This window comes from Luteimonas sp. AC640a (assembly GCF_979256585.1).
Map to the genome: position 1 here is coordinate 200027 of NZ_CEEDOV010000007.1, position 23979 is coordinate 224005.

Here is a 23979-nt window from a genome sequence, read left to right on the forward strand (position 1 = left end):
TCAGCGCTCCAGGTAGGGGAAGGCGCGCGCGGACATCGCGTCACGCGCATCCTCGAGCGATGGCTGATTGCCGATGAAATCGTCGGGGTAATAACCCAGATGACGGATGCCGGCCGCCTGCAGCAGCCGCGACTGCGCGCGCAGCGTGTCGCCCGGCAGCGGCGCGGGGACGCGCCAGTCGACGGTCTGCAATTCGAACAGCGTGCGCGCCACGCCGTTGGGCGTCGTGCGCACCGTGTCGGCGAGCGTGCGCAGCCAGCCCTGCGGGTCGTCCGCATTTTCCAAGTACGGCATCGCCATCAGCGCGGTGGTGTCGTAGGCCGCGAGGAAGGGCTCGAGCCGCTGCGCGAACCAGGCTTCCGACGCCGGTTCCATCACCGGCCGTGCGAACAGGTTGCGCGCGGTCGTGAGCTTCGGCCGCCAGCGCTGCGCCGCGGTCTTGAGCGCCATCGTGAAATCGATCAGACCCTGCGTCCGCGCCGCAGGCACGCCGCCGCCGTAGGCGGGAATCTCGTCGTCGCGCAGATAGGCATCGTCATGGAACAACAGGCCGTCGAAATGGCTGTTCGCGGCGAGTTCGGCATAGATGTCCGAGACGATGTCCAGCGTGCGCGGATCGCCGGGATTCAATCGCGGAATCTCGTTCTCACCGGTCGCAGCGATCTGCAGTTCGCGCTGCAGCTCCGCATTGGCCAGCTTGAAGCCGAGCACCGGCATCCACGCATACACCCGCACCTGCGCGCGCGTGCGCAGCTGCCAGGCGACGCGATTGAACAGGTCGGCCCGCACCGGCATGTGTTTGCTCGGGAAGTAGACGGCCTCAGCGGCGCCGTCGCCGTCCGGATCGGCGAACGCCTGCAGCCACACGTGGCTCGGGCCGATGTCCTGCATGCGCTGCACCAGCGCGTCGACATTGCGTTCGAGCTGCGCGGGGTCTTCGTCGTAGACGTAATCCAGATCGACCTGGATCGCGCGCACGCCATCGAGTGACAGATCACGCCGCAGTTCACCGGCGAGATCGCGCACGTCGGGATTGCGGTGCATCAGCAGGCGGGCGAGGCTCGCGAGCGAAGCCTGGTCGGCGCGCGCCTCGCCCTGCAGGCCGAGGTCGGTTTCCTGCGCGCGACCTTCGAGATCGAACGACAGCGCCATGCCGAGCGCGGTGGCGATGCCGTTGGCGACATCGTTGTAGGCGGCGTAGGGCCACACGATCACGCGCGGCGCCTGGCCAACGTTGCGTTCGATCAGTGTGCGGCTGGCCTGCAGATCGGATTCGATCCGCGCGCGCCACGCGGCTTCGCCCTCATAGCCGCTGCCCTCGGTCCAGATGCGGGTGACCGCGGCCGGCGTCTGGTTGCCGAACGGATTGCCGGGCAGGCCGCGATGCAGATCGTGACTGTGCGAACCGATCTCGACCAGACCGCTGTCGTGCATCTCGCGCAGCTGCGCCCAGGTCAGGAAATCATCGCCGGTGAAATCGCGCGGGCCATACGGCACCACCTGATCCGCCGGCAGTTCCACCCAGCTGGTCACAGGCGCGACCAGTGCGGGCCAGTTGTAGGCGCGCAGCAACGGGAACACATGCGTATAGGTGCTGCGCAGGCCATCGTCGAAAGTCAGCAGCACGGCTTTGTCCGGCAGCGTGCCGCGGCCGGCGCGCGCGTCGATGACCGCCTGCACGCTGACCGCCTGATACCCGTGGGCGCGCAGCCAGTCGAGGTGCTGGGCAAAATTGGTCGTCGACACCGCGTAGGGATCGGGATCGCCCTTGGGCGCCACGTCGTCGCGGATGTCGTGGTAGCTGAGTACCAGCAGCGAGGCTTTTGCGGGCGACAGCACGGACAGCAGCGCGAGCAGCGCGGCGGCGATCCAGGTGCGTGTGGACGCGATCATCGGGCACCTCCCCAGCGCAGTTCGACATCGAGGGCGACGCGTTGCTCGCGCAGACCGTCGTAGACCGGACGCGACCACGCCACGCCGTATTCGAGTTCGTGGCCGTCGCGTCGCCACAGATGGCGATAGCCCAGCGACGGCACCCAGTGCGTGCCCGCGTCGCGCTGCCAGTACGGACCGGCCATCACTTCGACACGCTGCTGGAACGCGGTCTCGTAGCGCCGCCAGGTGATGTGGTCGAAGCGCAGGCCGACGTTCGCCGACGCGTCGTGTTCGGGATTGAAGTAGCCCACCGTGTCGCCGCGCGAGCCGCGGCTTGTATAGGCCGACAGCAGGCCGTCGACCATCAGATGCGGCCGCGTGAGCAGACGCTGCGTCGCATCGACGCCGAGCTGGTCGCGCGTATTGCCGTCGTGGTAGCGCAGTCGCGACAGTCGGCCCTGCAGGGCGAAGGTGTCGCTGGGCACATACGAAGCGGTGAGCGTCGCGCTGTCGGCGTCGATGCCGAGGCGGCGCGCCTGCAACGACGTGTCCTGTGCATTGCGCGCGAGTTCCACGCCGGCGCGCCAGGCATCGCTGAAGCGCCAGTCGGCGCCCAGCGTCCAGGTCGCGCCATTCGATCCACCTCCGGCCGCGCCAAGCGTTGCCCAGGCACCGAGCCGGTCGTGGCGATACCAGGTGCCGACACCGGCCGCGCGATGACGCGTGCGGCCATCGATGAAATCGGCCCAGTCCTCGTGCGCAAACACGCCGACGCGCCAGCGGTCGTCGATCAGGGGCGAACGCACTTCCAGCGCCCAGCCACCATCGCGACTGCCGAACGGCGAGATCGACGTGCCCGCGCCATCACGTTGCCGGCTGCGTCCGCGATTCGCCGACAGCGTGGTCTGCACCCCGCGATTGCGGTCGAGATCGCGTTCGACGCGGTCCAGCCGCGGATCTTCCGGATGCGCTTGCTGCAAATCGGTCAACGCGACGCGCGCCTCGTCGATGCGATCGAGCGCGGTCAGTGCGCCGACGCGGCCGGCGAGGGCGTCGCGGTGCTGCGGCGCCATCGTCAGCGCCATCTCGTAGCGTTCCAGCGATGCGGATGGGCGCAGCCTGCGCGACTGCACTGCGCCATAGGCGGCCTGCAGGCCTGGATTGTTCGGGCCGATGCCGGCCTGCGCCTGCAGCATCGTGTCCGCGCGTGCGTTGTCGTTGGCATAGGAATGCGCGAGCGCGTGATTGAGGTCGGCGCTATAGCGGTCCCAGTTGTCGTAACCGCTGCGCGCACCCGCCTGGCGTGGCCAGGCCTCCTGTGATGCGGCCAGCGTTTCGAACAGCGGCAGCGCGCGATCGAAGCGCTCGGCTTCTATGAAGGCGTAGCCGAGCAGGATGCGGGCGTTGACGTCATGCGGCGCGTGCGCGATCGCGCTTTCCAGTACCGGAATGGCCTCGGCCGGACGCCGGAGGGCGAGCAGCGAATCGCCGACCGTGCCAAGGATGTAGGCGGGCACTTCGATGCCGTCGTCGAGCAGCGCCTGATAACCGGTGACGACGGCCTCGTGCCGCTGGAGATGGTTCAGCGCCGACAGCGCATCGACGCGCAGGCGCGTGGCTTCCCAGTTGGTCTGGCGCGGCGCATCGCGCTGCAGCGTTTCGAGTTCGGCCAATGCGGCGCGCGATTCGGCCAAGCGCGCGTCCGGTGTTTCCGGTTCGACCCGGCCCCATCCGATCGAGCGCGCGACCGCGTCGCCTTCGATGCGCTCGCGCTCGTGATCTGCGAACAGCTGCGGGCGCTGGCGCATGGCCTCCACCGCGAGTCGCGAGCTGCCGAGATCGGTGAGGATCAGGACGCGCAGGCGGAAGGCATCGTCGTCATCCGGCGCTTCGGCGAGGCGACGTTCGACGACCCGCAATGCGTCGGCCGGGCGGTCCTGCGCGCGCAGCTGATCCGCCTGGCTGCGGACATCGGGATCCGACGCCGCGAGAGCGACACTCGCCAGCGAACCCGCAAGACAGGCCAAGGCCAGCGTCTGGCACAGGAGGCGCGGACGCAATTCGGGCGAACGGGGGCGGCCGGAACGGCGCTGACAGACGGGCACGGCATCTCACTTGGGCGTGGGGCTGCACAGGGCGTGCAGGGGGCGCCGGATGCTGGGCGTTACAAAGTGAGGAGCACGTCACTTTATCGAGGTGAATGGCGACCGGTTCGCGTGCATCGATCACCACGTTGGCAGCACGATGGCGACTGAAAAGCGCTCGATGGCGGCTGTTCGCCTCGTTGAGAAAATTCTCAACGAAACCTGTATGCACGGGATGGGGCACCTGTCGCCGCCTGCACGCGTCGCGCTACCAAGTGTCCTCGAGCCAGCGTGGCTTGCAGGCCATCCAGCCGCCGATCAACAGCACCGCGACCGCAGCGAGCAGCATGGCGAAGGGCCAATGCCAGCCGCCGGTGGCCGCATGGAGGACGCCGAACAGCAGCGGCCCCACGCAGCTGAGCGCGTAGCCGGTGCCCTGCATGAAGCCCGACAGCGCCGCGGAGCCTGCAGGGGTGCGCGTACGCAGGTTGATCAGCGTGAGCGCCAGCGGAAAGGTGCTGGGCGCGAGGCCCAGCAGGATCACCCACAGCACCGGCGCGGCCATCGGCGCCAGCAGCAGGCCGGCGTACGCCACGAGGTGGCAGCCCGCGCACAGCACGACGATCACGAACGGATTGCGCATGCGCACCGCGATCGACGGCATGCCCAGCGCGCCGACCAGGCCCAGCGTGGAGAACAGCGCGACCATCGTGCCGCCGAATGCGGGCGAGGCGCCCGCTTCGGTCAGCAGCAGCGGCAACCAAGTGAACATCGCGTACGTGATCAGCGAGGTCATGCCGAACATCAGCGCCATGCCCCAGGCGATCGGCGAGCGCCAGATGCGTCCGGCCGCGGGGACGACGGCGTGTGCATCGACGATGGGCGCGGGCGGCGCGAGCGCCTCGCGGTGGCGCAGCAGCAACCAAAGCCACGGCACGGCGGCCGCGAACGCGGTCAGCGACCAGATACCCAGTGCCCAGCGCCAGCCGGCGGCATCGGCAACCGGTACTGCCAGCAGAGCCGGCAGCATCGTGCCCAACTGCAGGACGGTGATGTAAAGCGTGCTGATCGCGCCCACGCGCGTCGGAAACCAGCGCTTGACCAGCGGCGGCAGCACCACATTGCCGATGCCCATGCCCGCCAGCGCGATCGTCGCGCCGAGACCCAGCACGCCGACGCCATCGGCCAGCGAACGCAGGACCAGCCCACCGCCCGCGAGCGACATCGCCAGCAGCGCGGTGCGTTCCAGGCCGATGCGACGGGTCAGCGCCGGTGTCGCGACACCGAACACGGCGAAGGCGGCGGTCGGCAGCATGCCGAGTAGACCCGCGGTGGTGGAGCCAAATCCGAAGACATCGCCGAGTACGTCCAGCAGCGGGGTGAGCGAGGTCACCGCGGTGCGCAGGTTGAACGCCGACAGGACGATGCCGGCCAGCACGATGACGGGCAGCAGACGGGGCGCGGAATGCGCGGAGGCACGCGAAGTCATGGCGGCGGGGGGACCATCCATCGCCGCGAACCGGGCACGGCCGGAAAACGAAAAAACCGGCGCGAGGGCCGGTTTTCGATATCACCTACCGCATTGCTGCGGATGGTCGGGGAGACAGGATTCGAACCTGCGACCTCTACGTCCCGAACGTAGCGCTCTACCAGACTGAGCTACACCCCGAAGGTGAGCCGCGCATTCTACTGATGCACCCTCGGGGAGGGCAAGCATTTCGTGAAGGGAATTTCTCGGCCACGCACCGGAAGCGATGGCGGCCGCGTCCCCGGCGCGGCGGGCTGCGATACTGCCGGCTCGCGATACCGGTGTGCGGTGTCCGCGTTCCGGAGCCCGCATGTCCGTTTTCGCATGATCCTGTCCGTATGAGTGCGCCTTCGCCGGAAACCACGGCCGATGCGCGACGTCGGCGGAGCGGCTGGCTCGATGCGCAGCTCGCGCCGTGGCGGGACCGCCACCGTCGCGCGTGTGCCTGTCAGGTGCTGGCCGGGTGGCTGTGGATTCCGCAGGCCGCGGCGATCGCGTGGGCACTGGATGCCGTGCTGTTCGCGCGCGCCGGGCTCGGCGCATTGCATGCCCCGCTGGCGCTGCTGGCCATCACGCTGCTCACGCGCACGTGGCTGGTGTGGGCAGGGCAGCGGTTGCAGGCCGATGTGATCGAATCGGCGCTCGCGCAGCTGCGCACCGGACTGGCCGGCGCCGTGGCCGCGCGCGGTCCGGTGTGGCTGCGCGGCCGGCGCAGTGGCGCACTGGTCGCGTTGTCGACCGGGCATGTCGACGCGACCGCCGGCTATTACGGCGGCTACCTCGTCGCGCGTGCGGAAATCGCGATGGTGCCGATCGCGATCCTGATCGCGGTGTTCGCCGCTGACTGGATCGTCGGTCTGGTGCTGCTGCTGACCGCGCCGCTGGCGCCGATGTTCATGATGCTGATCGGCAAAGGCGCCGAAACCGCCAGCCGCAGCCAGCTGGCCGCGCTCGCGCGCGCCGGTGCGCACTTCACCGATCGCCTGCGCGGGTTGGATCTGATCCGCGTCTACGGACGCGGCGACGCGGAGCTCGCGCAGGTCGGCGAGGCCACCGAGACCATCCGCGTGCGCAGCATGCGCGTGCTGCGCATCGCGTTCCTGTCGTCGGCGGTGCTGGAGTTCTTCGCATCGGTCAGCGTGGCGCTGGTCGCGGTGTATTTCGGCTTCACGTATCTGGGCATGCTCGACCTGCGTGGCGAAGCGCTGCCACTCTCGACGGGCCTGTTCTGCCTGCTGCTCGCGCCCGAGTTCTATGCCCCGATGCGGCGCCTGGCCGCGAATTACCACGACCGCGCAAACGCGCTGGCGGCGGTCGCGGAAATCGAAGCGGCGTTCGATGGATTGCCGGTGCTCGACGCAAATCGGCTTCTTCCCCCGCAGGCGAAGGAAGGTCGGGATGAGGGCGAAGCTTGCGAGCGCGCTGAAGTCGATCCTTCGCAATCGCCCCAGCCATTTGCCGTCTGCATCTCCGACGTCACGCTGCGCCACCCCGAAGCCCGCGCGCCCGCGTTGCAGAACATTTCGCTGCAAGTCCAGCCGGGCGCGCGTCTCGCCCTCGTCGGCCCCAGCGGTTCCGGCAAGAGCACGCTGCTCGATGCGCTGGCCGGCTGGCTGACGCCCGAAGCCGGACGCATCGACATCGGCCCCGGCACGCGCATCGCGCTCGCCGGCCAGCGTCCATGGCTGTTCCACGGCAGCATCGCCGACAACCTGCGCATCGGTGCGCCGCACGCCAGTGATGCCGAACTCGCCGAGGCTGCGCGCGTCGCGCAGGTCGCGCGGTTCGCATCGAAGTTGCCCGATGGCATGGACACGGTGATCGGCGAACGCGGGTTCGGACTGTCCGGCGGCGAAGCGCGTCGCGTGGCGCTGGCACGCGCCCTGTTGTTGCGGCCGCAGTTGCTGCTGCTCGACGAGCCCACCGCGTTTCTCGATCCCGACCTAGAAGCCGATCTGCTCGCCGCGCTGGATGCACATCTCGGCGACTGCACGGTCATCGTCGCCACTCACAGCTACGCCGTCATGAAGTGGGCGGGTGCGAAGTGGCGCGTGCCTGCGCCGGCGGAGGTCGCGCCATGAGCGATCACGATCTGACCCGTATCCAATCCACACGCGCGCTACTGCGTGGCCATCGCCGCGGCGTGCTGCTGGCGGTCGCGCTCATGTTGCTGACGCTGGTCGCCGGCGTCGGTCTGCTCGGTGTGTCCGGCGCCTTTCTGACCGGCGCGGCGCTGACGTACGGCGTGCTCGGCAGCTTCAATTTCTTCACCCCGTCGGCCGGTATCCGCGGGCTGACGCTGGCGCGCATCGTCTCGCGCTATCTGGAAAAACTGCTCGGTCACGACACGATGCTGCGCATCGCGCGCGACCTGCGCAGCTGGTTCTTCGCGCGCGCGCTGCGTCTGAGCCCGGCGCAGCTCGGTCGCCTGCGCACCGGCGATCTGCTCGCGCGGCTGCTCGACGATATCGATGCCGTCGACGGCCTGCTGCTGCGCGCGACCGGGCCCTTGCTGGCCCTGCTCGGCATCGGCATGTTCGGTCTCGGCGTCGTCGCCTGGCTGCATCCGCCCAGTGCGGCGTGGCTGGCGCTGATCGCCGTGCTGCTCGCCGTTGTCGTACCGGCGCGCGTCGCCTGGCGCCGCGCGGCCGAGGAAACGCTGCGTGCGCAACGCCGCGCCGCGCTGCGTGCGCGCCTGCACGAACTCTATGAAGGCCGCGCAGATCTCGCCGCACTCGATGCGACCGCAGGCTGGCTGGCGCGCGTGGACGCCGACGCAAACGATGTCGCCGATCTCGAGTGCACGCGTCGTCTCCGCCTGGCCGATGCGCAGGCGTTGCACGGCGGTATCGCCGCGGCCGGATTGCTCGGCCTGCTGTGGAGCGGCGCCACCGGTTTCACCGTCGGGACGCTGCCGGCGGCGCATGCCGCGGCGATCTTCTTCCTCGCGATCGGCCTGTTCGAAGCCTGGGCGGGCGCCGGCCTCGCCTGGCAGGCGCTGCTGGCCGCGCGCGCGTCGATCGCGCGCCTCGATGCGGTGGCTGGCGCATCGCCCGCGGTGGGGGATCCCGCGCAGCCGGTCGCGGTTCCGGCGCATGGTGCATTGCACTTCAAGGATGTCGTGTTTGCCTGGCACGCGGATGCGCGCCCGGTGCTGCAGGGCCTGGATCTGACCGTCGCGCCCGGTGAGCGCATTGCGATCAGCGGCGACAGCGGCGCCGGCAAATCCACATTGACCGCGCTGCTGCTGCGCAGTGCCGAAGCGCAGGCCGGGCAGGTGACCTGGGCGGGCGTGAACCTGCGCGCGATGGCGCAGGCGGACTGGTATACGCGCATCGCCTGGCTGCCGCAGAACGCGCCGGTGTTCGCCGGGCGCGTGCGCGACAACCTGCTCTTCGGCGCGCCCGATGCAGATGACGCCACGCTGTGGGCGATGCTCGCGCAGGTGCGGCTCGATGGCTGGGCCGAGCGGATCGGCGGGCTCGATGCCTGGGTGGGCGAGGCCGGCGTGACCATGTCGGCCGGGCAGGCGCGCCGCCTGGCGCTGGCGCGCACGCTGCTGCGCGATGCGCCGCTGGTGGTCTTCGACGAGCCGACCGAAGGCCTCGATCACGATACCGCCGATGCCCTGCTGCGCGACCTGCCGGAACTGCTGGCCGGCCGCAGCCTGCTGCTGATCACCCACGGCGCGCTGCCGCCCGGTCTCGTCGACCGGCATCTGTGGTTGCGCGATGGACGTCTGCATGATCCGGACGCCGCGTAGGCGCGTGCTTGCGCGCAATAGGTCTGTACAGGTAAAGCCCCCATCGCGCGCCAGCGCGCTCCCACAGGGGAATGCACAGCACGGGGACGCATTAGAATGTCCTTCTCCATCCGCATCACCGAAGAGTCTGCCCGCATGATCAAGCCCCGGACCCCGCCCGGCGTCATGGAACTGTTGCCGCGCGACCAGATCGCCTTCCAGCGCATGCTGGACACGATCCGCCGCACGTTCGAGGGCTTCGGGTTCCTGCCGATCGAGACGCCGGTGTTCGAGCTGTCGGACACGCTGCTGACCAAGTCCGGCGGCGAGACCGAGCGGCAGGTCTATTTCGTACAGTCCACCGGCGCGCTCGAGAAAGCGGCCGATGGCATGCCCGAACTCGCGCTGCGCTTCGACCTCACCGTGCCGCTGGCGCGCTACGTCGCCGAGCACGAGCACGACCTCGCATTCCCGTTCCGCCGCTACCAGATGCAGCGCGTCTACCGCGGCGAACGCGCACAGCGCGGCCGCTTCCGCGAGTTCTACCAGTGCGACATCGACGTGATCGGCAAGGATTCGCTGTCGCCGCGTTACGACGCCGAAGTGCCGGCGGTGATCAGCGCGGTGTTCGCCGCGCTCGACATCGGCGAGTTCACGATCCAGCTCAACCACCGCAAGCTGCTGCGCGGCTATTTCGAAGGGCAGGGCATCGACGACGCGCGGCAGATGACCGTGCTGCGCGAGATCGACAAGCTCGACAAGCGTGGCGAGGACGCGGTGCGCGCCACTTTGACCGGCGAGGACTTCGGCCTGTCCGACGAGGTCGCCGAACGTCTGCTCGCGTTCTCGCGCGTGCGCTCGACCGGCCACGACGATGCGCTGGCGAAGCTCGACGCGCTCGGCGCCGGCACCGAGTTGTTCGAAGAGGGCCGCAACGAACTGCGCGACCTGCTCAACCAGCTGCGCGCGCTTGGCGTGCCGGAATCGCGCTACGCGCTGAATCTGTCGATCGCGCGCGGTCTCGATTACTACACCGGCATGGTCTACGAGACGATCCTCGATGCGCACCCGCAGATCGGTTCGATCTGTTCGGGCGGCCGCTACGACAACCTCGCCAGCCACTACACCAAGTCGAAGCTGCCCGGCGTCGGCATCTCGATCGGACTGACGCGCCTGTTCTGGCAATTGCGCGAAGCGGGTCTCATCACGACCGCCGAGAGTTCGGTCGACGTGCTGGTCACGCTGCTCGACGACGCCTCGCTGCCCGACGCGCTCGCGCTGTCGCAGCGCCTGCGCAGCGGCGGCCTCAATGTCGAAACCCAGCTCGAACCGCGCAAGCTCGCCAAGCAGATGCAGTACGCGGACCGCGCCGGTATCCGTTTCGTCGTGATCCGCGGCGAGGACGAAGCCGCCAAGGGTGTGGTCGCGGTCAAGGATCTGCGCCGCGGCGAACAGTTCGAAGTGGCCGACGACGATCTGCCACGCACGTTGCTCGTCGAGCGTGAGCAGGCGAGGTCGATGCCGTAAGTTCCACCGCGGCGCGCCGCGCCGCGTTCGTGCTCCGGGAGGGAGACGCCCATGAAATCCATCCGCCTCGACGGCCGCTCGCTCACCCGCGCGCAGCTGGTCATGGTCGCGCACGGCGCGCCGGTCGCGCTCGACGACGACGCGCTGACCGGCGTCGCCCGCGCCGCCGATTTCCTCGCCGAGCAGGTGCGGCGCGAGGAACCGATCTACGGCGTGTCGACCGGATTTGGCAGCAATGCCGACCGCCTGCTCGGTGCGCGTCCGCTGCGCGACGATCTGCCGGGCGCGACGCCCTCAAACCGCTCGCTGCACGAGGAACTGCAGGTCAATCTGATCGTGACCCACGCGGTCTGCGTCGGCGAACCGCTGTCCGCGGACGTGGTGCGCGCGATGCTGTGCATCCGCATCAACACGCTGCTCAAGGGCCATTCGGGCATCCGCGTGCAGACGCTGCAGGCGCTGGCCGCGCTGCTCAACTCGGGCATCGTGCCGGTGGTGCCGGCGCTGGGCTCGGTCGGTGCATCCGGCGATCTCGCGCCGCTGTCGCATCTGGCGATCGTGCTGCTGGGCGGCGGCGAAGCCTTCGTCGACGGCGAGCGGATGCCGGGCGCCGACGCGCTGAAGCGCGCCGGTCTCGAGCCGGTCACGCTGTCGTACAAGGAAGGCCTGGCGCTCAACAACGGCACCGCGCAGATGCTCGCCACCGGCGTGCTCGCGCTGCAGAAGCTCGACGCGCTGCTCGACACCGCCGATCTCGCCGCGGCAATGACGATTGACGCCTTCGCGGGTCGTCTGGGCGCGTTCGATCCGGACGTGCACGCATTGCGCCCGCATCCGGGCCAGGTCGAAGTCGCCGCGCATCTGCGCGAGCTGCTCGCCGGCTCCACGCTCGCCGACATTCCGTATCACCTCGTGCCGCGCTTCCGTCCTTGGCTGCCCACCAGTTGGGATACCGCCGAGGCGCAGGCACTGCGCTTCGACATCGGCTGGGACTGGGTGCCGAGCGACCAGCGCCACGGCCGCGAGAAGTTCTACACGCGCTTCCGTCCGTTCCGCGGCGGCAAGAAGCACCAGCCGCAGGACAGCTATTCGCTGCGCTGCATTCCGCAGGTGCACGGCGCGGTGCGCGATGCGATCGAGCAGGGCAAGCGCGTGTTCGAGATCGAACTCAACGCGGTCACCGACAATCCGCTGGTGTTCCCCGATCGCGAGGCCGAGCACGTCGAGGAGAAGGTCATCTCGGCCGGCCATTTCCACGGCATGCCGCTCGCGCTGGCGATGAGCTACGTCAAGGCCGCGATCCCGGTGCTGGCGTCGATCTCCGAACGTCGCCTCAACAAGCTGGTCGATCCGGCGACGAACGACGGCCTGCCGGGTTTCCTGATCGGCAACGAGGATGCGACCGAGTCGGGCTACATGATCGTGCAGTACACCGCGGCCGCGATCGTCAACGATCTCGCCACGCGCGCGCATCCGGCCAGCGTCTATTCGATCCCGACCAGCGCGAACGCCGAAGACCATGTGTCGATGGGGACCAATGAAGCGCGCCACGTGCTGTCGATGGCCGAGGATCTGGGCAAGGTGCTGGCGCTGGAGATCTACACCGCCGCGCAGGCGCTGGATCTGCGCGTTGACATGATCAATGCCGCGCGCGATCTCGCGCGGCGCGGCGATGCGGAAGCGCTGGCGGCGAAGGTGCAGGGCGGTCCGGCGTCGGATCGTGCGACGCGCGGCGCCTTCGTCGACGAGGTGGAAGCGTTGCGCGCCGAACTCGCCGCCTGCGAGCCCTTCCATCCCGGCGAGATCGTTGCCGCGGCGCACGCCATCGTGCGCGACGCGATCCCGTTCCTCGACCGCGACCGCGCGCTGGATGGCGAAGTCGCCGCCGCGGTGAAGCTCGTGTCCGAAGGCGCCTTGCTCGGCGTGCTGCCGCGCTGGCGCGTGCAGCCTTCCGGCCCGGCCGCTTGAACCTCGCGCTGCACTTCGGCTGGCTGGGCGTGCTGGAGGCGGCGCTGATCGCGCTGGTCGTCGGCGCGGTCTGTTACCTGGTGCTCCATTGGATCGGCGCGCGCAGTCGCTGGGCGCACGGGCACGCGATCGGCTGGGGCAGCCTAGTGGCCCTGGGCATCGCGACCGGCATCGACGCCTGGCACCTGTTCTACATGGGCGTGGTGCGGCTCGAATCGCCGGTCTATGCGCGCATCGCGCTGCAGAAGATCCACGACCCGAACTTCCTCGCCGCGCGGGTGTTCATGTCGTCGATGGGCGCCTTGTGCGGCGTCGCACTGGCCTGGATGGCGATGCAGACGCGCAAACGCGCCGACTAGCGGAGGTTCGGCGCTGTTGTAGGCGCGCGCTCGCGCGCGATGACGCTTTCCCGGTCAGTCCCATCGCGTGCAAGCGCGCTCCTACAGATCGTTCCGACGCGATCTCTGGGTGGGCAGTTCAGGGCGCACCCATCGCGGCTGACCGCGGGCGTTGCCCGCTCGGCTTACGCGCCCGCCTGCCGCCCGCGCTCGATCCGGCGCAGAAACACCGTCATCTCCTTCGACGACTGCACGTCCCCGCGTAGCGCCGCCGCATCGAGCCCCGCGCGCCACGCCGCTTCGGCCTCGTCTTCGCGCCCCGACGCGAGCAGCGCCTTGCCGAGCAGCTTCCACGCCGCCGAGTAAGCGGGATCGTGCCGCGTCGCGGCTGCCAGATGTATCGCCGCCGCGTCGGTGTCTCCCACCCGCAGGCAAGCATTGCCCAGCCCAAAGCGCAGCAGCGCATCGTCGCGTCCCGCATCGAGCAGCGCCTGCAAACGTTCGCGCATGGGTCACCTGTGTCCGGGCGTCGTGTTCCGGATGTTCGCCGGAACAGCGGTGTCCGGGTTGGAACGCAGCAATCCAGCCCGCGCGAGCGCCGCGTGCAAGGCGTGGCGATCGCTGCCATCGCGTCGCCAACCGCTGAGGTGCTCCACGAGCTGCCCGTCCCGGAAGACCAGGAACTGCGGCGTGGTGTCGAGTGCGACCGGCCATTGCGCGGCATTGACGGCGATGCTGATGCCGGCGTCAGGATTGCGCAGGTTCCATGCGCGCAGCGCTGCCACGTCCGCGATCGCATCGGGCGCGATCAGCCAGACCGCGTGCTGCGCGAAGACCGGGCCGAGTTCCGGATCTGACGGGATCGCGGTGGCGGCCGCGCGACTGAAGCCGCAGCCGGGTGACGACACGACGACGATGCGGAGGTCGAGATCCAGTGCATCCTGACGCAGGGTGAGCTCTGCACCGTCCTCATCTGCGACCTGCCAGACGCGGACCGCGTCTCGCGGAAGCAGCCGTGCTGCATCGAACCGCGGCACCGCAGGCAAGCCCGCTTCGGGCACGCTGGCAGTGAACATCCGGGCTTCTTCGATACGACCGCTGACGAGCAGCAGACGCTGCAGCGAGCGGTGATCCCGCCGACTCGCGAGTGCCTGCGCATGGAGGCGCGCATGCAGGACGCGTGCGGCATCGATCCGGGCGTCATCGCGGAACTCGGTCGCGCGTTCCAGCGCTGCGCGGTGCAACAAGCGCAGGTCTTCGCTCACATCGCTGCCGGCCTGCGTCTGTTCCGCGGCCATACGGTCGATGGCCGCGCCGGCCGTTTCGGTGGGTTCTAGCGTCCCACGCCAGCGGCGGTACGCGGCCAGCACGGGCGCAGACGGCGCTGCGAGCGCGCCTGAAGCGCGCGCCGCCCGCAGGCGTCGCGCTTCGTCGGGTTCGAGTCCGGGCAGTGGCATCGCTTCGTCGAGCAGCAGGCGTTGCACCTCGGCCAGCTCCGCGGTGGTCAGTTCGGGTGCGAGTTCGGCATAGGGGAAGCTGCGTACGCCCTTGGGGCCGAAATCGAGCGTGTCCAGAAACGAGGTGCGTGCGTGCGGCGGCGCCTGATCCAGCGGTGACGGGTGGTGGGCGAGCCAGTCCATCAGCGTCTGCTTGGTGACGAAGGGCGGCGCGGCCGGCTGCCGCTCCGCGCCGAGAACAGGCATCACCAGGAGTGCGAGGCAGAGGGCAACGAGGCTTCGGGACATCGCGATCCTTCGCGGTGTGGGTGAACGCATTCGAACACGTACGTGCCATTGGGGCCATCTCGAGGTTGACTCGAAAGAGAAACGGCGTAATGTACTAGCACGCTATTACATTGATACGTCCATCAAAGCCCGTGAAGCAACGCCCTGAACCCCTGCCGGACCATGAAGCCAGTGCCTCGTTGAAGGCGCTGGCGCGTGCGTTCGCGGGCTTGAAGACGGCCGACGAGGTCGCGCGGTTTCTCGACGATCTGTGCACGCCGGCGGAGCTGGAAGCGCTGGTGGATCGCTGGCGCGTGGTGCCGCTGCTGCAGCAGGGCGTGCCGTATCGCGAAATCCACGATCGCACCGGCGTCAGCGTGACGACGGTCGGCCGCGTCGCGCGCACTCTCGATCGTGGCGCCGGCGGCTATGCGATCGCGGCGCGCCGTGTGGCGCGCACACCCGAATCCCACTGAGGTCATCCCATGAGTCCTGTGAACGGCGGCGCCACGCGCGATCGCCTGCGCATCGCCATCCAGAAGTCCGGCCGCCTGAGCGAGCCGGCGCGCGCGCTGCTGGCGTCCTGCGGTCTGTCCTGGCGCGAGAGCCGCGACAAGCTGTTCTGCTACGGCGAAACGCTGCCGGTCGATCTGCTGCTGGTCCGCGACGACGACATTCCCGGCCTGCTCGCCGATGGCGTCTGCGATTACGGCATCGTCGGTCGCAACGTGCTCGACGAGGTCGGCGCCGATCGCGCGCTGCGTGGCCTGCCGCAGGTGTCGAAGGCCGTGCGCGGCCTGGGCTTCGGTGGCTGCCGGCTCGATATCGCGATTCCCGAATCCACCGAATGGGCCGGTCCGGCGCAGCTGCAGGACAGCCGCATCGCGACCAGCTATCCGGGTCTGCTGCAGCAGTGGCTGGACGCACAGGGCGTGCAGGCGACGATCGTCAATCTCTCGGGTTCGGTCGAGATCGCGCCGCGTCTGGGCCAGGCCGACTTCATCTGCGATCTGGTCTCCAGCGGTGCCACGTTGACCGCGAACCAGCTCAAGCCCGCGGTCACGCTGATGACCAGCGAAGCGGTGCTGGCCGGCCCGGTCACGCCGTTCGCCGATGTCCGCGGCGAACTCGCGTCACTGCTGCTGCGCCGTCTCGACGGCGTGCTGCGACTGCGCGACAGCCGGCTGGTGATGTTCCAGTCGCGCCGCGACGGCGTGGATGCGCTGCTCAAGCTGCTACCCGATGCCGAAGCGCCGACGCTGCTGCAGGTGGACGGCAGCGACAAGGTCGCGCTGCAGGTGCTCTGCCACGGCGAGATGACCTGGCCGCGCCTCGAAGCGCTGAAGCAGGCCGGCGCTGCCGGTCTGATGGTGCTGCCGGTGGAGCGGATGCTGGCATGAGCACGATCCGACCGCCGGCCATCGACAGCGCGATTCCCGCGATCGTCGACTGGGACGCCGCCGATGCCGATGCGCGCACCGAACTGCTGCGCCGGCCCACGCAAGCCGTGGCCGCGCAGACGCGCAGCGCAGTCGCCGATGTGCTCGAGGACGTGCGCGCGCGCGGCGACGAGGCCTTGCGCGAACTCACCGAACGTTTCGATCGTGTCGTGCTCGAGGACTTCGAAGTCGACGCCGGGGAATTCGCCGCCGCCGAGGCGGCCGTGCCCGCGGAACTGCGTCAGGCGATGGTCAATGCCGCGGCGCGAATCGAGCGCTTCCACGCGGCCGGCATGACCGCCGGCTACAACGTCGACACCGCCGATGGCGTCAACTGCGCGCGCATCGTGCGTCCGATTCCGCGCGTGGGGCTGTACGTACCCGCCGGTACCGCGCCGCTGCCGTCGACGGCGTTGATGCTGGGCGTGCCGTCGCGGCTCGCCGGCTGCCGCGAAGTCGTGCTGTGCACACCGCCGCGCCCCGATGGCAGCGCCGATCCGGCGGTGCTCGTCGCCGCACGACTCACCGGCGTGCACCGCGTGTTCAAGCTCGGTGGCGCGCAGGCAATTGCTGCAATGGCCTTCGGCACCGCGCGCGTGCCGGCCTGCGACAAGCTGTTCGGGCCGGGCAACAGCTTTGTCACCGAAGCCAAACAGCAGGTCGCGCAATCGGGCACGGTTGCGATCGACATGCCGGCCGGTCCGTCGGAAGTGCTGGTGATCGCCGATGCCGGTGCGGATGCCGCCTTCGTCGCCGCCGACCTGCTGTCGCAGGCCGAGCACGGGCCGGATTCGCAGGTCTTGCTGCTGTCCGACGACGATGCGCTGCTGGAGAAAGTGCGCGCCGAACTGTCGACGCAACTGGCGGCACTGCCGCGCGCGGCGATCGCGCGACAGGCGATGGCGCGTTCGCGTCTGCTGCGTGTGGAGACGCTCGACACGGCGTTCGACATCAGCAACCGCTACGCGCCCGAACACCTGATCCTCGCGCTGCGTGCGCCGCGTCAATGGCTGGACAGGGTCGAGGTCGCCGGTTCGGTGTTCCTCGGCGACTGGACGCCCGAGGCGCTCGGCGATTACTGCAGCGGCACCAATCACGTGTTGCCCACTGGCGGCGCGGCGCGCGCCTGGAGCGGGGTGAGCGTGTCGAGCTTCCAGAACACGGTCAGCGTGCAGTCGGCGAATGCTGCCGGCATCCGTGCGATCGGCCCGGATGCAGTGACCATTGCGCGCGCCGAAGGTCTGGACGCACATGCGAACGCGGTCGTGCTGCGTATCGCGAAGGCGACAGCATGAGCAGCGTGCGCGATCTGGTCCGCGAAGACCTGCGCGATTTCGCCGGCTATGCGTCCGCGCGTACGCAGCGGCTCGACGGCGACGTCTGGCTCAACGCCAACGAGGCGCCGCTGTCGAATCCGGGCGATGCCGACGGCCGCTGCCGGCGGTATCCGTCTCCCCAACCGCCGGAACTGCAGGCGCGGCTGGCCGAGCTATATGGCGTCGATGTCGGGCAGCTGCTGATCGGGCGGGGCAGCGACGAGGCGATCGATCTGTTGGTGCGTGCCCTGTGCGTGCCCGGGCGCGACGCCGTGTTGGCGACGCCGCCGGTGTTCGGCATGTACGCGGTCAGCGCGTGTCTGCAGGGCGCCGACTTCGTCGAAGTGCCGCTGGTCGATGGCGCCGATGGATTCACGGTCGATGTCGAAGCGGTTCGCGCCGCGGCGCTCGCGCGTTCGGCCCGACTCGTGTTTCTCTGCTCGCCGTCGAATCCGACCGGCGGGCTGGTGCCGCTGTCCGACGTGACCGGTCTTGCCGATGCGTTGGTGGGCCGGGCGATCGTCGTCGTCGACGAGGCCTACATCGAGTTCGCCGGCGCGGACTCGGCCACAACCGTGCTCGCCGCGCACGACAACATCGTCGTGCTGCGCACGCTGTCGAAGGCGCATGCGCTGGCGGCCGCGCGTATCGGTGTGGCGATCGGCCATCCGGACCTCATCGCAGTGCTGCGCCGCTGCCAGGCGCCGTATCCGGTGCCCACCCCGTGCGCCGATCTCGCGCTGGCGGGGTTGTCGCCGGCGGCGCTGGACGTCACGCAGGCGCGTGTCGCGGAGGCCATCACCGAGCGCGATGCGCTCGCCGCAGCACTCGCGACCACGCCGGGCGTGCGCCAGGTGTATCCGTCGGCCGGCAACTACCTGCTGGTGCGTTTCGTCGATGCCGATCGCGCGTTCGCTGCGCTGCTGTCGGCCGGCATCGTCGTGCGCGACCAGCGCGCCGCGCCGCAGCTCGGCGACGCGCTGCGCATCAGTCTCGGCACGCCTGCGCAGAACGCGCGCGTGCTGTCCGCCCTGCAAGCTTTGGAGATTGCGGCATGAGTGCGCGCGGCAAGAAAATCCTGTTCGTCGACCGCGATGGCACCTTGATCGAGGAGCCGGCGGATTTCCAGATCGACGCCTTCGAGAAACTGCGCTTCGTGCCCGGCGTGATTCCGGCGATGCTGCGCCTGCGCGATGCCGGCTTCGAATTCGTCATCGTCACCAACCAGGATGGCCTCGGCACCGAGGGCTATCCGCAGGCCACGTTCGACGGCCCGAACGACCTGATGCTGGGCATTTTCGAAAGCCAGGGCATCGTGTTCCGCGAAGTGCTGGTCGATCGCAGCTGGCCGGCCGACAACGCGCCGACCCGCAAGCCGGCGCTGGGCCTGGTGATGCACTACCTGCGCGATCGCGGCATCGATCTTGACCGCTCGGCGATGGTCGGCGACCGCGATACCGACATCCAGTTCGCGCAGAACCTCGGCATCCGCGGCTTCAAGTTGCGCACCGCGCAGTTCGGCGGCGAATGGGACTGGGCCGGTATCGCACATGAACTGTGCGATGCGCCGCGCCGCGCGGCCGTTGTCCGCAACACCAGGGAAACCCGCATCCGCGTCGAACTCGATCTCGATGCCGCTGCCGATGCGTGCGTGTCGACCGGCCTGCCGTTCTTCGACCACATGCTCGATCAGATCGGCAAGCACGCCGGCATTTCGCTGGTGGTGCAGGCTGAAGGCGATCTGCAGATCGACGAACACCACACCATCGAGGACACCGGCATCGCGCTGGGTCAGGCGCTGCGCGAAGCGCTCGGCGACAAACGCGGCATCGCCCGTTACGGCTTCACGCTGCCGATGGACGAGACGCTGGCAAGCGCCGCGCTCGATTTCGGCGGCCGGCCGTACCTCGTCTTCAACGGCAGCTTCGTGCGCGAACGCGTCGGCGACATGCCGACCGAGCTCGTCGAGCACTTCTTCCGGTCGATCTGTGACTCGGCGGCGCTGAATCTCAACCTGAAGGTCGAAGGCGACAACGACCACCACAAGGTCGAAGCCTGCTTCAAGGCCTTCGCCCGCGCCCTCGGTCAGGCCGTGCGCCGCAGTGGCGATGCGCTGCCGAGTACGAAGGGGACGTTGTGATGCGCGTCGTCATCGTCGACGCCGGCGGCGCGAACACAGGTTCGGTGCGCTACGCGTTCGAGCGGCTCGACATCGATGCGGCGCTGGTGACCGATGCCACGAGTATCCGCGCCGCGGACCGAGTGATCCTGCCCGGTGTCGGCACGGCGGCGCAGGTCATGGCGCGGCTGCAGCAGCTCGATCTGGTCGACGTGCTGCGCACGCTGGACCGTCCGCTGCTCGGCATCTGTGTCGGCATGCAGCTGCTGTTCGACGCATCGGAGGAGGGCGATGTGGCCGGTCTCGGCCTGCTGCCGGGCCGCGTCTCGCGCCTGCGCGGTGGCCCGGGTCTGCGCGTGCCGCACATGGGCTGGAGCACGTTGCGGGCGCTGCGGCCCGATGCGCTGATCGAAGGCGTCGACGGCGCGCAGGCCTATTTCGTCCACAGTTTCGCGGCGCCTGTCACCCAAGATTGCGTGCTGGCAGGCGATCACGGCCAGGCATTCGCCGCCGCCGTGCGTCGCGGCCACATTGCCGGCACCCAGTTCCATCCCGAGCGGTCCGCCGCTGTCGGCGCGCGCGTGCTGCGCAATTTCCTGTCCCCTGCGTTCGAGGCTTGAGTCATGGCATTCACCGTCTATCCCGCGATCGACATCCGCCACGGCCGCGTCGTGCGTCTGGCACAGGGCGATTACGCGCAGGAAACGCGCTACGGCGACGATCCGCTGGTGCAGATCGAGGCCTACGCGGAAGCCGGCGCGCAGTGGCTGCATCTGGTCGATCTCGATGCCGCACGCGAAGGCGGCTACACGCTGGCGCCGCTGCTGGCGCGCATCCGCGCCGATACCGGTCTGCGCGTGCAGACCGGCGGGGGCGTGCGCACCGAAGACGATGTGCGCCGCATCCTCGATGCGGGCGCCGAACGTGTCGTGGTCGGCTCGCTCGCGGTACGCGAGCCGGCGCAGGTGCTGCAGTGGATCGAGACCTTCGGCGCCGAGCGCATCACCGTCGCGCTCGACACCCGGCAGGGTCGCGACGGCGTGTGGCATCTCCCGGTCCACGGCTGGACCGAAACCGCCGATGCCACGCTTGACGTGCTCGCGGTGCGCTATGCGCAGGGCGGCCTGCGCCATCTGCTGAGCACCGACATCGCCCGCGACGGCATGCTGTCGGGCCCCAATCTCGATCTCTATGCGCACCTCAAGGCGCTGGTGCCCACGCTCGAAGTGCAGGCCTCGGGCGGCGTGCGCGAGCTCGCCGACGTGCGCGCGGCCAAGGCCCAGGGCTGCGGCGGCATCGTGCTCGGCCGTGCGCTGCTCGAAGGCCGTCTGGGCGTCGCCGAGGCGCTGGCATGCTGAGCCGCCGCATCATTCCCTGCCTCGACGTGCGCGAGGGCCGCGTGGTCAAGGGCGTGCGTTTCCGCGACCACGTCGACATGGGCGACATCGTCGATCTCGCATTGCGCTACCGCGACGAAGGCGCCGACGAGCTGGTGTTCTACGACATCTCGGCCAGCCCGCAGGGCCGCTCGGTCGACCGGGGCTGGGTGGAGCGGGTGTCGCGGCTAATCGACATTCCGTTCTGCGTCGCCGGCGGCATCCGCGACGTCGACACGGCGCGCGCGGTGCTGCATGCCGGCGCCGACAAGATTTCGATCAATACACCTGCGCTGGAACGTCCCGCGTTGATCTCCGAGCTCGCCGAAGCCTTCGGCGTGCAGTGCGTGGTCGTCGGCATCGATTCGATCCGCGAGACCGACGGCGACTGGCGCGTGCGCAGCTACACCGGTGATCCCGACCGCACCCGCGAACTGCCGATCCGCACGCTCGACTGGATCGCCGAGGCCGTGCGCCTGGGCGCGGGCGAGATCGTCCTCAACTGCATGGACAACGACGGCGTGCGCACCGGCTACGACATCGCCCAGATGCAGGCCGCGCGCGCGGTGTGTCCGGTGCCGCTGATTGCATCCGGAGGGGCAGGTGCATCCGTACACTTCGCCGCTGCCTTCATCGACGCCGATGTCGACGGCGCGCTCGCGGCCAGCGTGTTCCACAGCGGCCGCATCGCCATCCCCGCGCTCAAGCGCGAACTGGCCGACCAGGCCATCGACATGCGACTCCAATGACACATCCGCAGGACGATACCCCCGCCATTGCCCCCGACGTCGACACGCTCGACTGGTCCAAGGGCGATGGTCTGCTGCCCGCCGTCGTACAGGACGCCGCCACCCTGCGTGTGCTGATGCTCGGCTACATGAACCGCGACGCGTTCGCCGAAACCCTGCGCCGCGGCGAGGTCACCTTCTTCAGCCGCAGCAAGAATCGCCTGTGGACCAAGGGCGAGCAGTCCGGGCATACGCTCGAACTTGTCTCGATGGAGGCCGACTGCGATGCCGACACGCTGCTGGTGCTGGCGACGCCGCGCGGGCCGACCTGCCATCTGCAGCGGCCGAGCTGTTTTCCGACCGCGCCGGCTGGCGTGCTCGCCGAACTCGACGCGCTGATCGAGACCCGCGAGCGCGAGCGCCCCGAAGGCAGCTACACGACCCGGCTGTTCGACGGGGGCATCCGCCGCATCGCGCAGAAGGTCGGCGAGGAAGGCGTCGAAACCGCACTCGCCGCACTGGTGCAGACCGACGAGGACCTGCTGGGCGAGGGCGCCGACCTGCTGTACCACCTGATCGTCCTGCTGCGTGCGCGTGGCCTGTCGCTGGCCGATGTCGAGCGTGTGCTGACGGCGCGGGGCGGCTGAGGCGCGGAGACGGGTGCAGCATCGAGCGAATCCAGACCCTCGATGACCTCTTCCGTCGCCCACAGGCCGAACGACGTCGTCGTTCTGAAGCCCCATGATCGGAACGTCTCGCGTTGCGGGAGGGCAGGGGCATGGTCTGCACTGGACGCCACCGCAGCATGAGCGCCGACACCGTACTGGCCATCCCGCCGCAGGGTTGGCCTGACGATTTCGAGATCGCCCGCGCGCGCGCCACGCTGCTGGGCGATGGGGACGTCGACCTGTTCGCGGCTCTGTACGGCGATCCGGAGACGATGCGACATGTCGCGCCGGTGCTCGATTGCCACGCTGCGAACCGCGCGTTCGCGGCTGCGCAGCGGCAGATGCGGGCGAATCCGCCCTTCGCGCGGTACTGGCGCATCGACACGGCGTCAGGCGCGCAGGGTCTGCTGTCGCTGGTCCCCGATGTCGATGGACGCGCCGCCGAGACCGGCCTGCTGTTGCCTCCGGCTGCGCAGGCACGGGGCGTCGCGACCGCGGCGCTCGGTCATCTGCGTGATGCCGTGCTCGGCGCGGACGCGTTCGAGGCGTTGTGGACCCGGCATCGCGTGGGCCATAGGGCGGCCGTGGGTCTGATGCAGCGTCTGGGTTTCGTGCCGGGGGCGCCCGCCGACGGCTGGCAGCGCTGGTGTCTGGATCGCCGGACGTGGCGCGCGCTTGTGGACGACCCGCCTGGCGACTAGATTCCGCGCTCGCACAGGGGAAAATCGTAATGGAGCGCAAGGGGAGGCTGGCCTGCGTGGGCGTCGGCATGATGCTCGGCGCGCATCTGGGGCCGCGCGCACGGCGGCACATCGAAACGGCGGACGTGGTCTTCGTCGCGGTCTCCGACCCACTGGTGGAGCAGTGGGTGATGCGCATGAACGCCGATGCGCGCAGCCTGCAGCCGTTCTACCGCGAGGGCCGTTCACGCCACCGCACCTACGCCGGCATGGTCGACGCGATGCTGGCCGAGGTGCGCGCCGGCCGCGACGTCTGTGGCGCGTTCTACGGCCATCCCGGGGTGTTCGCCCGGGTGCCGCACCAGGCCATCGCGGCCGCCCGGGCTGAAGGCTTCCCGGCGGTCATGGAGCCGGGCATCTCTGCCGAGGACTGTCTGTATGCGGATCTGGGGGTCGACCCGGGCGAGGTCGGGTGCCAGCACTACGAGGCCAGCCAGTTCATGTTCTATCGCCGAACCATCGACCCCAGTGCCTGGCTGGTGCTTTGGCAGGCGGGCGTGGCCGGAATCCGCGACACGGGCCGTTTCCACAACACGCGGGACGAACGCGCCGCGCTCGTCGCCCGACTGAAGAGAGATTACCTGCCTGAACATGTTGTGACGCTCTATGAAGCTGCTACGCTTCCCAACTTGCGGCCCCGGATGGAGCGGCTGCCGCTCGGGGTACTCGTGGACGCCCGGCTGCACCAGCACACCACGCTGGTGGTGCCGCCGGGACGGGCGTTGGAGTGGGAAACGGGGACGGAACATGCGCCGGCGTCGCCAGCCAGTGTTCCGCAAAAGAACGACTGAAAGAAATTCAGGGGAA

The 23979-nt window shown here is 69.3% G+C and carries 21 protein-coding genes and 1 tRNA gene; 16 read left to right on the forward strand and 6 right to left on the reverse strand.

Annotated elements, in window-relative coordinates:
* From pgaB to ACZ9YD_RS05115, 4 genes are all read right to left on the reverse strand, one after another.
* Entirely contained in the window at nt 1-1893 is a 1893-nt protein-coding gene (pgaB, locus tag ACZ9YD_RS05100; RefSeq protein WP_465074043.1) for a poly-beta-1,6-N-acetyl-D-glucosamine N-deacetylase PgaB, read from the reverse strand.
* Complete coding sequence (gene pgaA / locus ACZ9YD_RS05105) at nt 1890-3935, reverse strand: poly-beta-1,6 N-acetyl-D-glucosamine export porin PgaA (RefSeq protein ID WP_465074044.1); 2046 nt, start codon at nt 3933-3935, stop codon at nt 1890-1892. The genes pgaB and pgaA overlap by 4 nt, the downstream gene beginning before the upstream one ends.
* A gap of 292 nt (nt 3936-4227) precedes the next feature.
* On the reverse strand, nt 4228-5448 hold the full coding sequence (locus tag ACZ9YD_RS05110; RefSeq protein ID WP_465074045.1) for a CynX/NimT family MFS transporter: 1221 nt from the start codon (nt 5446-5448) through the stop codon (nt 4228-4230).
* A 103-nt stretch (nt 5449-5551) separates the two neighbouring features.
* Nucleotides 5552-5628, reverse strand: a tRNA-Pro gene (locus tag ACZ9YD_RS05115).
* 197 nt (nt 5629-5825) lie between these two features.
* On the opposite strand from ACZ9YD_RS05115, the gene cydD reads away from it, so the two are divergent.
* The 5 genes from cydD to ACZ9YD_RS05140 all read left to right on the forward strand — a co-directional run bounded on the left by cydD (nt 5826) and on the right by ACZ9YD_RS05140 (nt 13083).
* Nucleotides 5826-7568, forward strand: coding sequence for a thiol reductant ABC exporter subunit CydD (gene cydD, locus ACZ9YD_RS05120; protein ID WP_465074046.1), 1743 nt, complete (start codon nt 5826-5828; stop codon nt 7566-7568).
* Nucleotides 7565-9250, forward strand: a complete 1686-nt coding sequence (gene cydC, locus ACZ9YD_RS05125; RefSeq protein ID WP_465074047.1) for a thiol reductant ABC exporter subunit CydC — start codon at nt 7565-7567, stop codon at nt 9248-9250. The genes cydD and cydC overlap by 4 nt, the downstream gene beginning before the upstream one ends.
* A 135-nt stretch (nt 9251-9385) precedes the next feature.
* A complete protein-coding gene (gene hisS, locus ACZ9YD_RS05130; protein WP_465074048.1) occupies nt 9386-10756 on the forward strand; it encodes a histidine--tRNA ligase in 1371 nt (456 codons plus the stop codon).
* Nucleotides 10757-10807: 51 nt separating this feature from the next.
* A complete protein-coding gene (locus ACZ9YD_RS05135; RefSeq protein WP_465074049.1) occupies nt 10808-12724 on the forward strand; it encodes an HAL/PAL/TAL family ammonia-lyase in 1917 nt (638 codons plus the stop codon).
* Nucleotides 12721-13083, forward strand: coding sequence for a hypothetical protein (locus tag ACZ9YD_RS05140; protein ID WP_465074050.1), 363 nt, complete (start codon nt 12721-12723; stop codon nt 13081-13083). The genes ACZ9YD_RS05135 and ACZ9YD_RS05140 overlap by 4 nt, the downstream gene beginning before the upstream one ends.
* Before the next feature lie 164 nt (nt 13084-13247).
* Here ACZ9YD_RS05140 and ACZ9YD_RS05145 read toward each other — a convergent pair whose 3' ends face one another.
* Together ACZ9YD_RS05145 and ACZ9YD_RS05150 are read right to left on the reverse strand one after the other, a co-directional pair.
* On the reverse strand, nt 13248-13571 hold the full coding sequence (locus ACZ9YD_RS05145; RefSeq protein WP_465074051.1) for a tetratricopeptide repeat protein: 324 nt from the start codon (nt 13569-13571) through the stop codon (nt 13248-13250).
* Nucleotides 13572-13574: 3 nt separating this feature from the next.
* Nucleotides 13575-14807 (reverse strand): hypothetical protein, encoded by a 1233-nt coding sequence (locus ACZ9YD_RS05150; protein ID WP_465074052.1) that lies wholly within the window; start codon nt 14805-14807, stop codon nt 13575-13577.
* Between the two features lie 131 nt (nt 14808-14938).
* Between ACZ9YD_RS05150 and ACZ9YD_RS05155 the strand changes: the two genes are divergently transcribed.
* The 11 genes from ACZ9YD_RS05155 to ACZ9YD_RS05205 all read left to right on the forward strand — a co-directional run bounded on the left by ACZ9YD_RS05155 (nt 14939) and on the right by ACZ9YD_RS05205 (nt 23963).
* Entirely contained in the window at nt 14939-15262 is a 324-nt protein-coding gene (locus ACZ9YD_RS05155) for a YerC/YecD family TrpR-related protein (protein WP_465074053.1), read from the forward strand.
* Between the two features lie 9 nt (nt 15263-15271).
* A complete protein-coding gene (gene hisG / locus ACZ9YD_RS05160) occupies nt 15272-16186 on the forward strand; it encodes an ATP phosphoribosyltransferase (RefSeq protein WP_465074054.1) in 915 nt (304 codons plus the stop codon).
* A complete protein-coding gene (gene hisD / locus ACZ9YD_RS05165) occupies nt 16183-17520 on the forward strand; it encodes a histidinol dehydrogenase (protein WP_465074055.1) in 1338 nt (445 codons plus the stop codon). The genes hisG and hisD overlap by 4 nt, the downstream gene beginning before the upstream one ends.
* Nucleotides 17517-18599 (forward strand): histidinol-phosphate transaminase, encoded by a 1083-nt coding sequence (hisC, locus tag ACZ9YD_RS05170; RefSeq protein WP_465074056.1) that lies wholly within the window; start codon nt 17517-17519, stop codon nt 18597-18599. The genes hisD and hisC overlap by 4 nt, the downstream gene beginning before the upstream one ends.
* On the forward strand, nt 18596-19681 hold the full coding sequence (gene hisB / locus ACZ9YD_RS05175; protein ID WP_465074057.1) for a bifunctional histidinol-phosphatase/imidazoleglycerol-phosphate dehydratase HisB: 1086 nt from the start codon (nt 18596-18598) through the stop codon (nt 19679-19681). Before hisC ends, hisB begins: the two co-directional genes overlap by 4 nt.
* Nucleotides 19681-20280, forward strand: a complete 600-nt coding sequence (gene hisH / locus ACZ9YD_RS05180; protein ID WP_465074058.1) for an imidazole glycerol phosphate synthase subunit HisH — start codon at nt 19681-19683, stop codon at nt 20278-20280. The genes hisB and hisH overlap by 1 nt, the downstream gene beginning before the upstream one ends.
* A 3-nt stretch (nt 20281-20283) precedes the next feature.
* The gene (gene hisA / locus ACZ9YD_RS05185) at nt 20284-21018 is read left to right on the forward strand and encodes a 1-(5-phosphoribosyl)-5-[(5-phosphoribosylamino)methylideneamino]imidazole-4-carboxamide isomerase (RefSeq protein ID WP_465074059.1); all 735 of its coding nucleotides are present in this window, start codon (nt 20284-20286) and stop codon (nt 21016-21018) included.
* Entirely contained in the window at nt 21012-21785 is a 774-nt protein-coding gene (gene hisF, locus ACZ9YD_RS05190) for an imidazole glycerol phosphate synthase subunit HisF (protein WP_465074060.1), read from the forward strand. Before hisA ends, hisF begins: the two co-directional genes overlap by 7 nt.
* Complete coding sequence (gene hisIE / locus ACZ9YD_RS05195; protein WP_465074061.1) at nt 21782-22411, forward strand: bifunctional phosphoribosyl-AMP cyclohydrolase/phosphoribosyl-ATP diphosphatase HisIE; 630 nt, start codon at nt 21782-21784, stop codon at nt 22409-22411. Before hisF ends, hisIE begins: the two co-directional genes overlap by 4 nt.
* A 158-nt stretch (nt 22412-22569) precedes the next feature.
* Nucleotides 22570-23133 (forward strand): GNAT family N-acetyltransferase, encoded by a 564-nt coding sequence (locus tag ACZ9YD_RS05200; protein ID WP_465074062.1) that lies wholly within the window; start codon nt 22570-22572, stop codon nt 23131-23133.
* A 29-nt stretch (nt 23134-23162) separates the two neighbouring features.
* Complete coding sequence (locus ACZ9YD_RS05205) at nt 23163-23963, forward strand: SAM-dependent methyltransferase (protein WP_465074063.1); 801 nt, start codon at nt 23163-23165, stop codon at nt 23961-23963.
* The last annotated feature ends 16 nt before the right edge of the window (nt 23964-23979 follow it).

What these genes read in the sequence shown, in the direction of transcription:
- pgaB (WP_465074043.1), bottom strand. Translation starts at nt 1,893, where the DNA reads ATGATCGCGTCCACACGCACCTGGATCGCCGCCGCGCTGCTCGCGCTG.
- ACZ9YD_RS05110 (WP_465074045.1), bottom strand. Translation starts at nt 5,448, where the DNA reads ATGACTTCGCGTGCCTCCGCGCATTCCGCGCCCCGTCTGCTGCCCGTC.
- cydD (WP_465074046.1), top strand. Translation starts at nt 5,826, where the DNA reads ATGAGTGCGCCTTCGCCGGAAACCACGGCCGATGCGCGACGTCGGCGG.
- cydC (WP_465074047.1), top strand. Translation starts at nt 7,565, where the DNA reads ATGAGCGATCACGATCTGACCCGTATCCAATCCACACGCGCGCTACTG.
- hisS (WP_465074048.1), top strand. Translation starts at nt 9,386, where the DNA reads ATGATCAAGCCCCGGACCCCGCCCGGCGTCATGGAACTGTTGCCGCGC.
- ACZ9YD_RS05135 (WP_465074049.1), top strand. Translation starts at nt 10,808, where the DNA reads ATGAAATCCATCCGCCTCGACGGCCGCTCGCTCACCCGCGCGCAGCTG.
- ACZ9YD_RS05145 (WP_465074051.1), bottom strand. Translation starts at nt 13,571, where the DNA reads ATGCGCGAACGTTTGCAGGCGCTGCTCGATGCGGGACGCGACGATGCG.
- ACZ9YD_RS05150 (WP_465074052.1), bottom strand. Translation starts at nt 14,807, where the DNA reads ATGTCCCGAAGCCTCGTTGCCCTCTGCCTCGCACTCCTGGTGATGCCT.
- hisG (WP_465074054.1), top strand. Translation starts at nt 15,272, where the DNA reads ATGAGTCCTGTGAACGGCGGCGCCACGCGCGATCGCCTGCGCATCGCC.
- hisD (WP_465074055.1), top strand. Translation starts at nt 16,183, where the DNA reads ATGAGCACGATCCGACCGCCGGCCATCGACAGCGCGATTCCCGCGATC.
- hisC (WP_465074056.1), top strand. Translation starts at nt 17,517, where the DNA reads ATGAGCAGCGTGCGCGATCTGGTCCGCGAAGACCTGCGCGATTTCGCC.
- hisB (WP_465074057.1), top strand. Translation starts at nt 18,596, where the DNA reads ATGAGTGCGCGCGGCAAGAAAATCCTGTTCGTCGACCGCGATGGCACC.
- hisH (WP_465074058.1), top strand. Translation starts at nt 19,681, where the DNA reads ATGCGCGTCGTCATCGTCGACGCCGGCGGCGCGAACACAGGTTCGGTG.
- hisA (WP_465074059.1), top strand. Translation starts at nt 20,284, where the DNA reads ATGGCATTCACCGTCTATCCCGCGATCGACATCCGCCACGGCCGCGTC.
- hisF (WP_465074060.1), top strand. Translation starts at nt 21,012, where the DNA reads ATGCTGAGCCGCCGCATCATTCCCTGCCTCGACGTGCGCGAGGGCCGC.
- hisIE (WP_465074061.1), top strand. Translation starts at nt 21,782, where the DNA reads ATGACACATCCGCAGGACGATACCCCCGCCATTGCCCCCGACGTCGAC.
- ACZ9YD_RS05200 (WP_465074062.1), top strand. Translation starts at nt 22,570, where the DNA reads ATGAGCGCCGACACCGTACTGGCCATCCCGCCGCAGGGTTGGCCTGAC.
- ACZ9YD_RS05205 (WP_465074063.1), top strand. Translation starts at nt 23,163, where the DNA reads ATGGAGCGCAAGGGGAGGCTGGCCTGCGTGGGCGTCGGCATGATGCTC.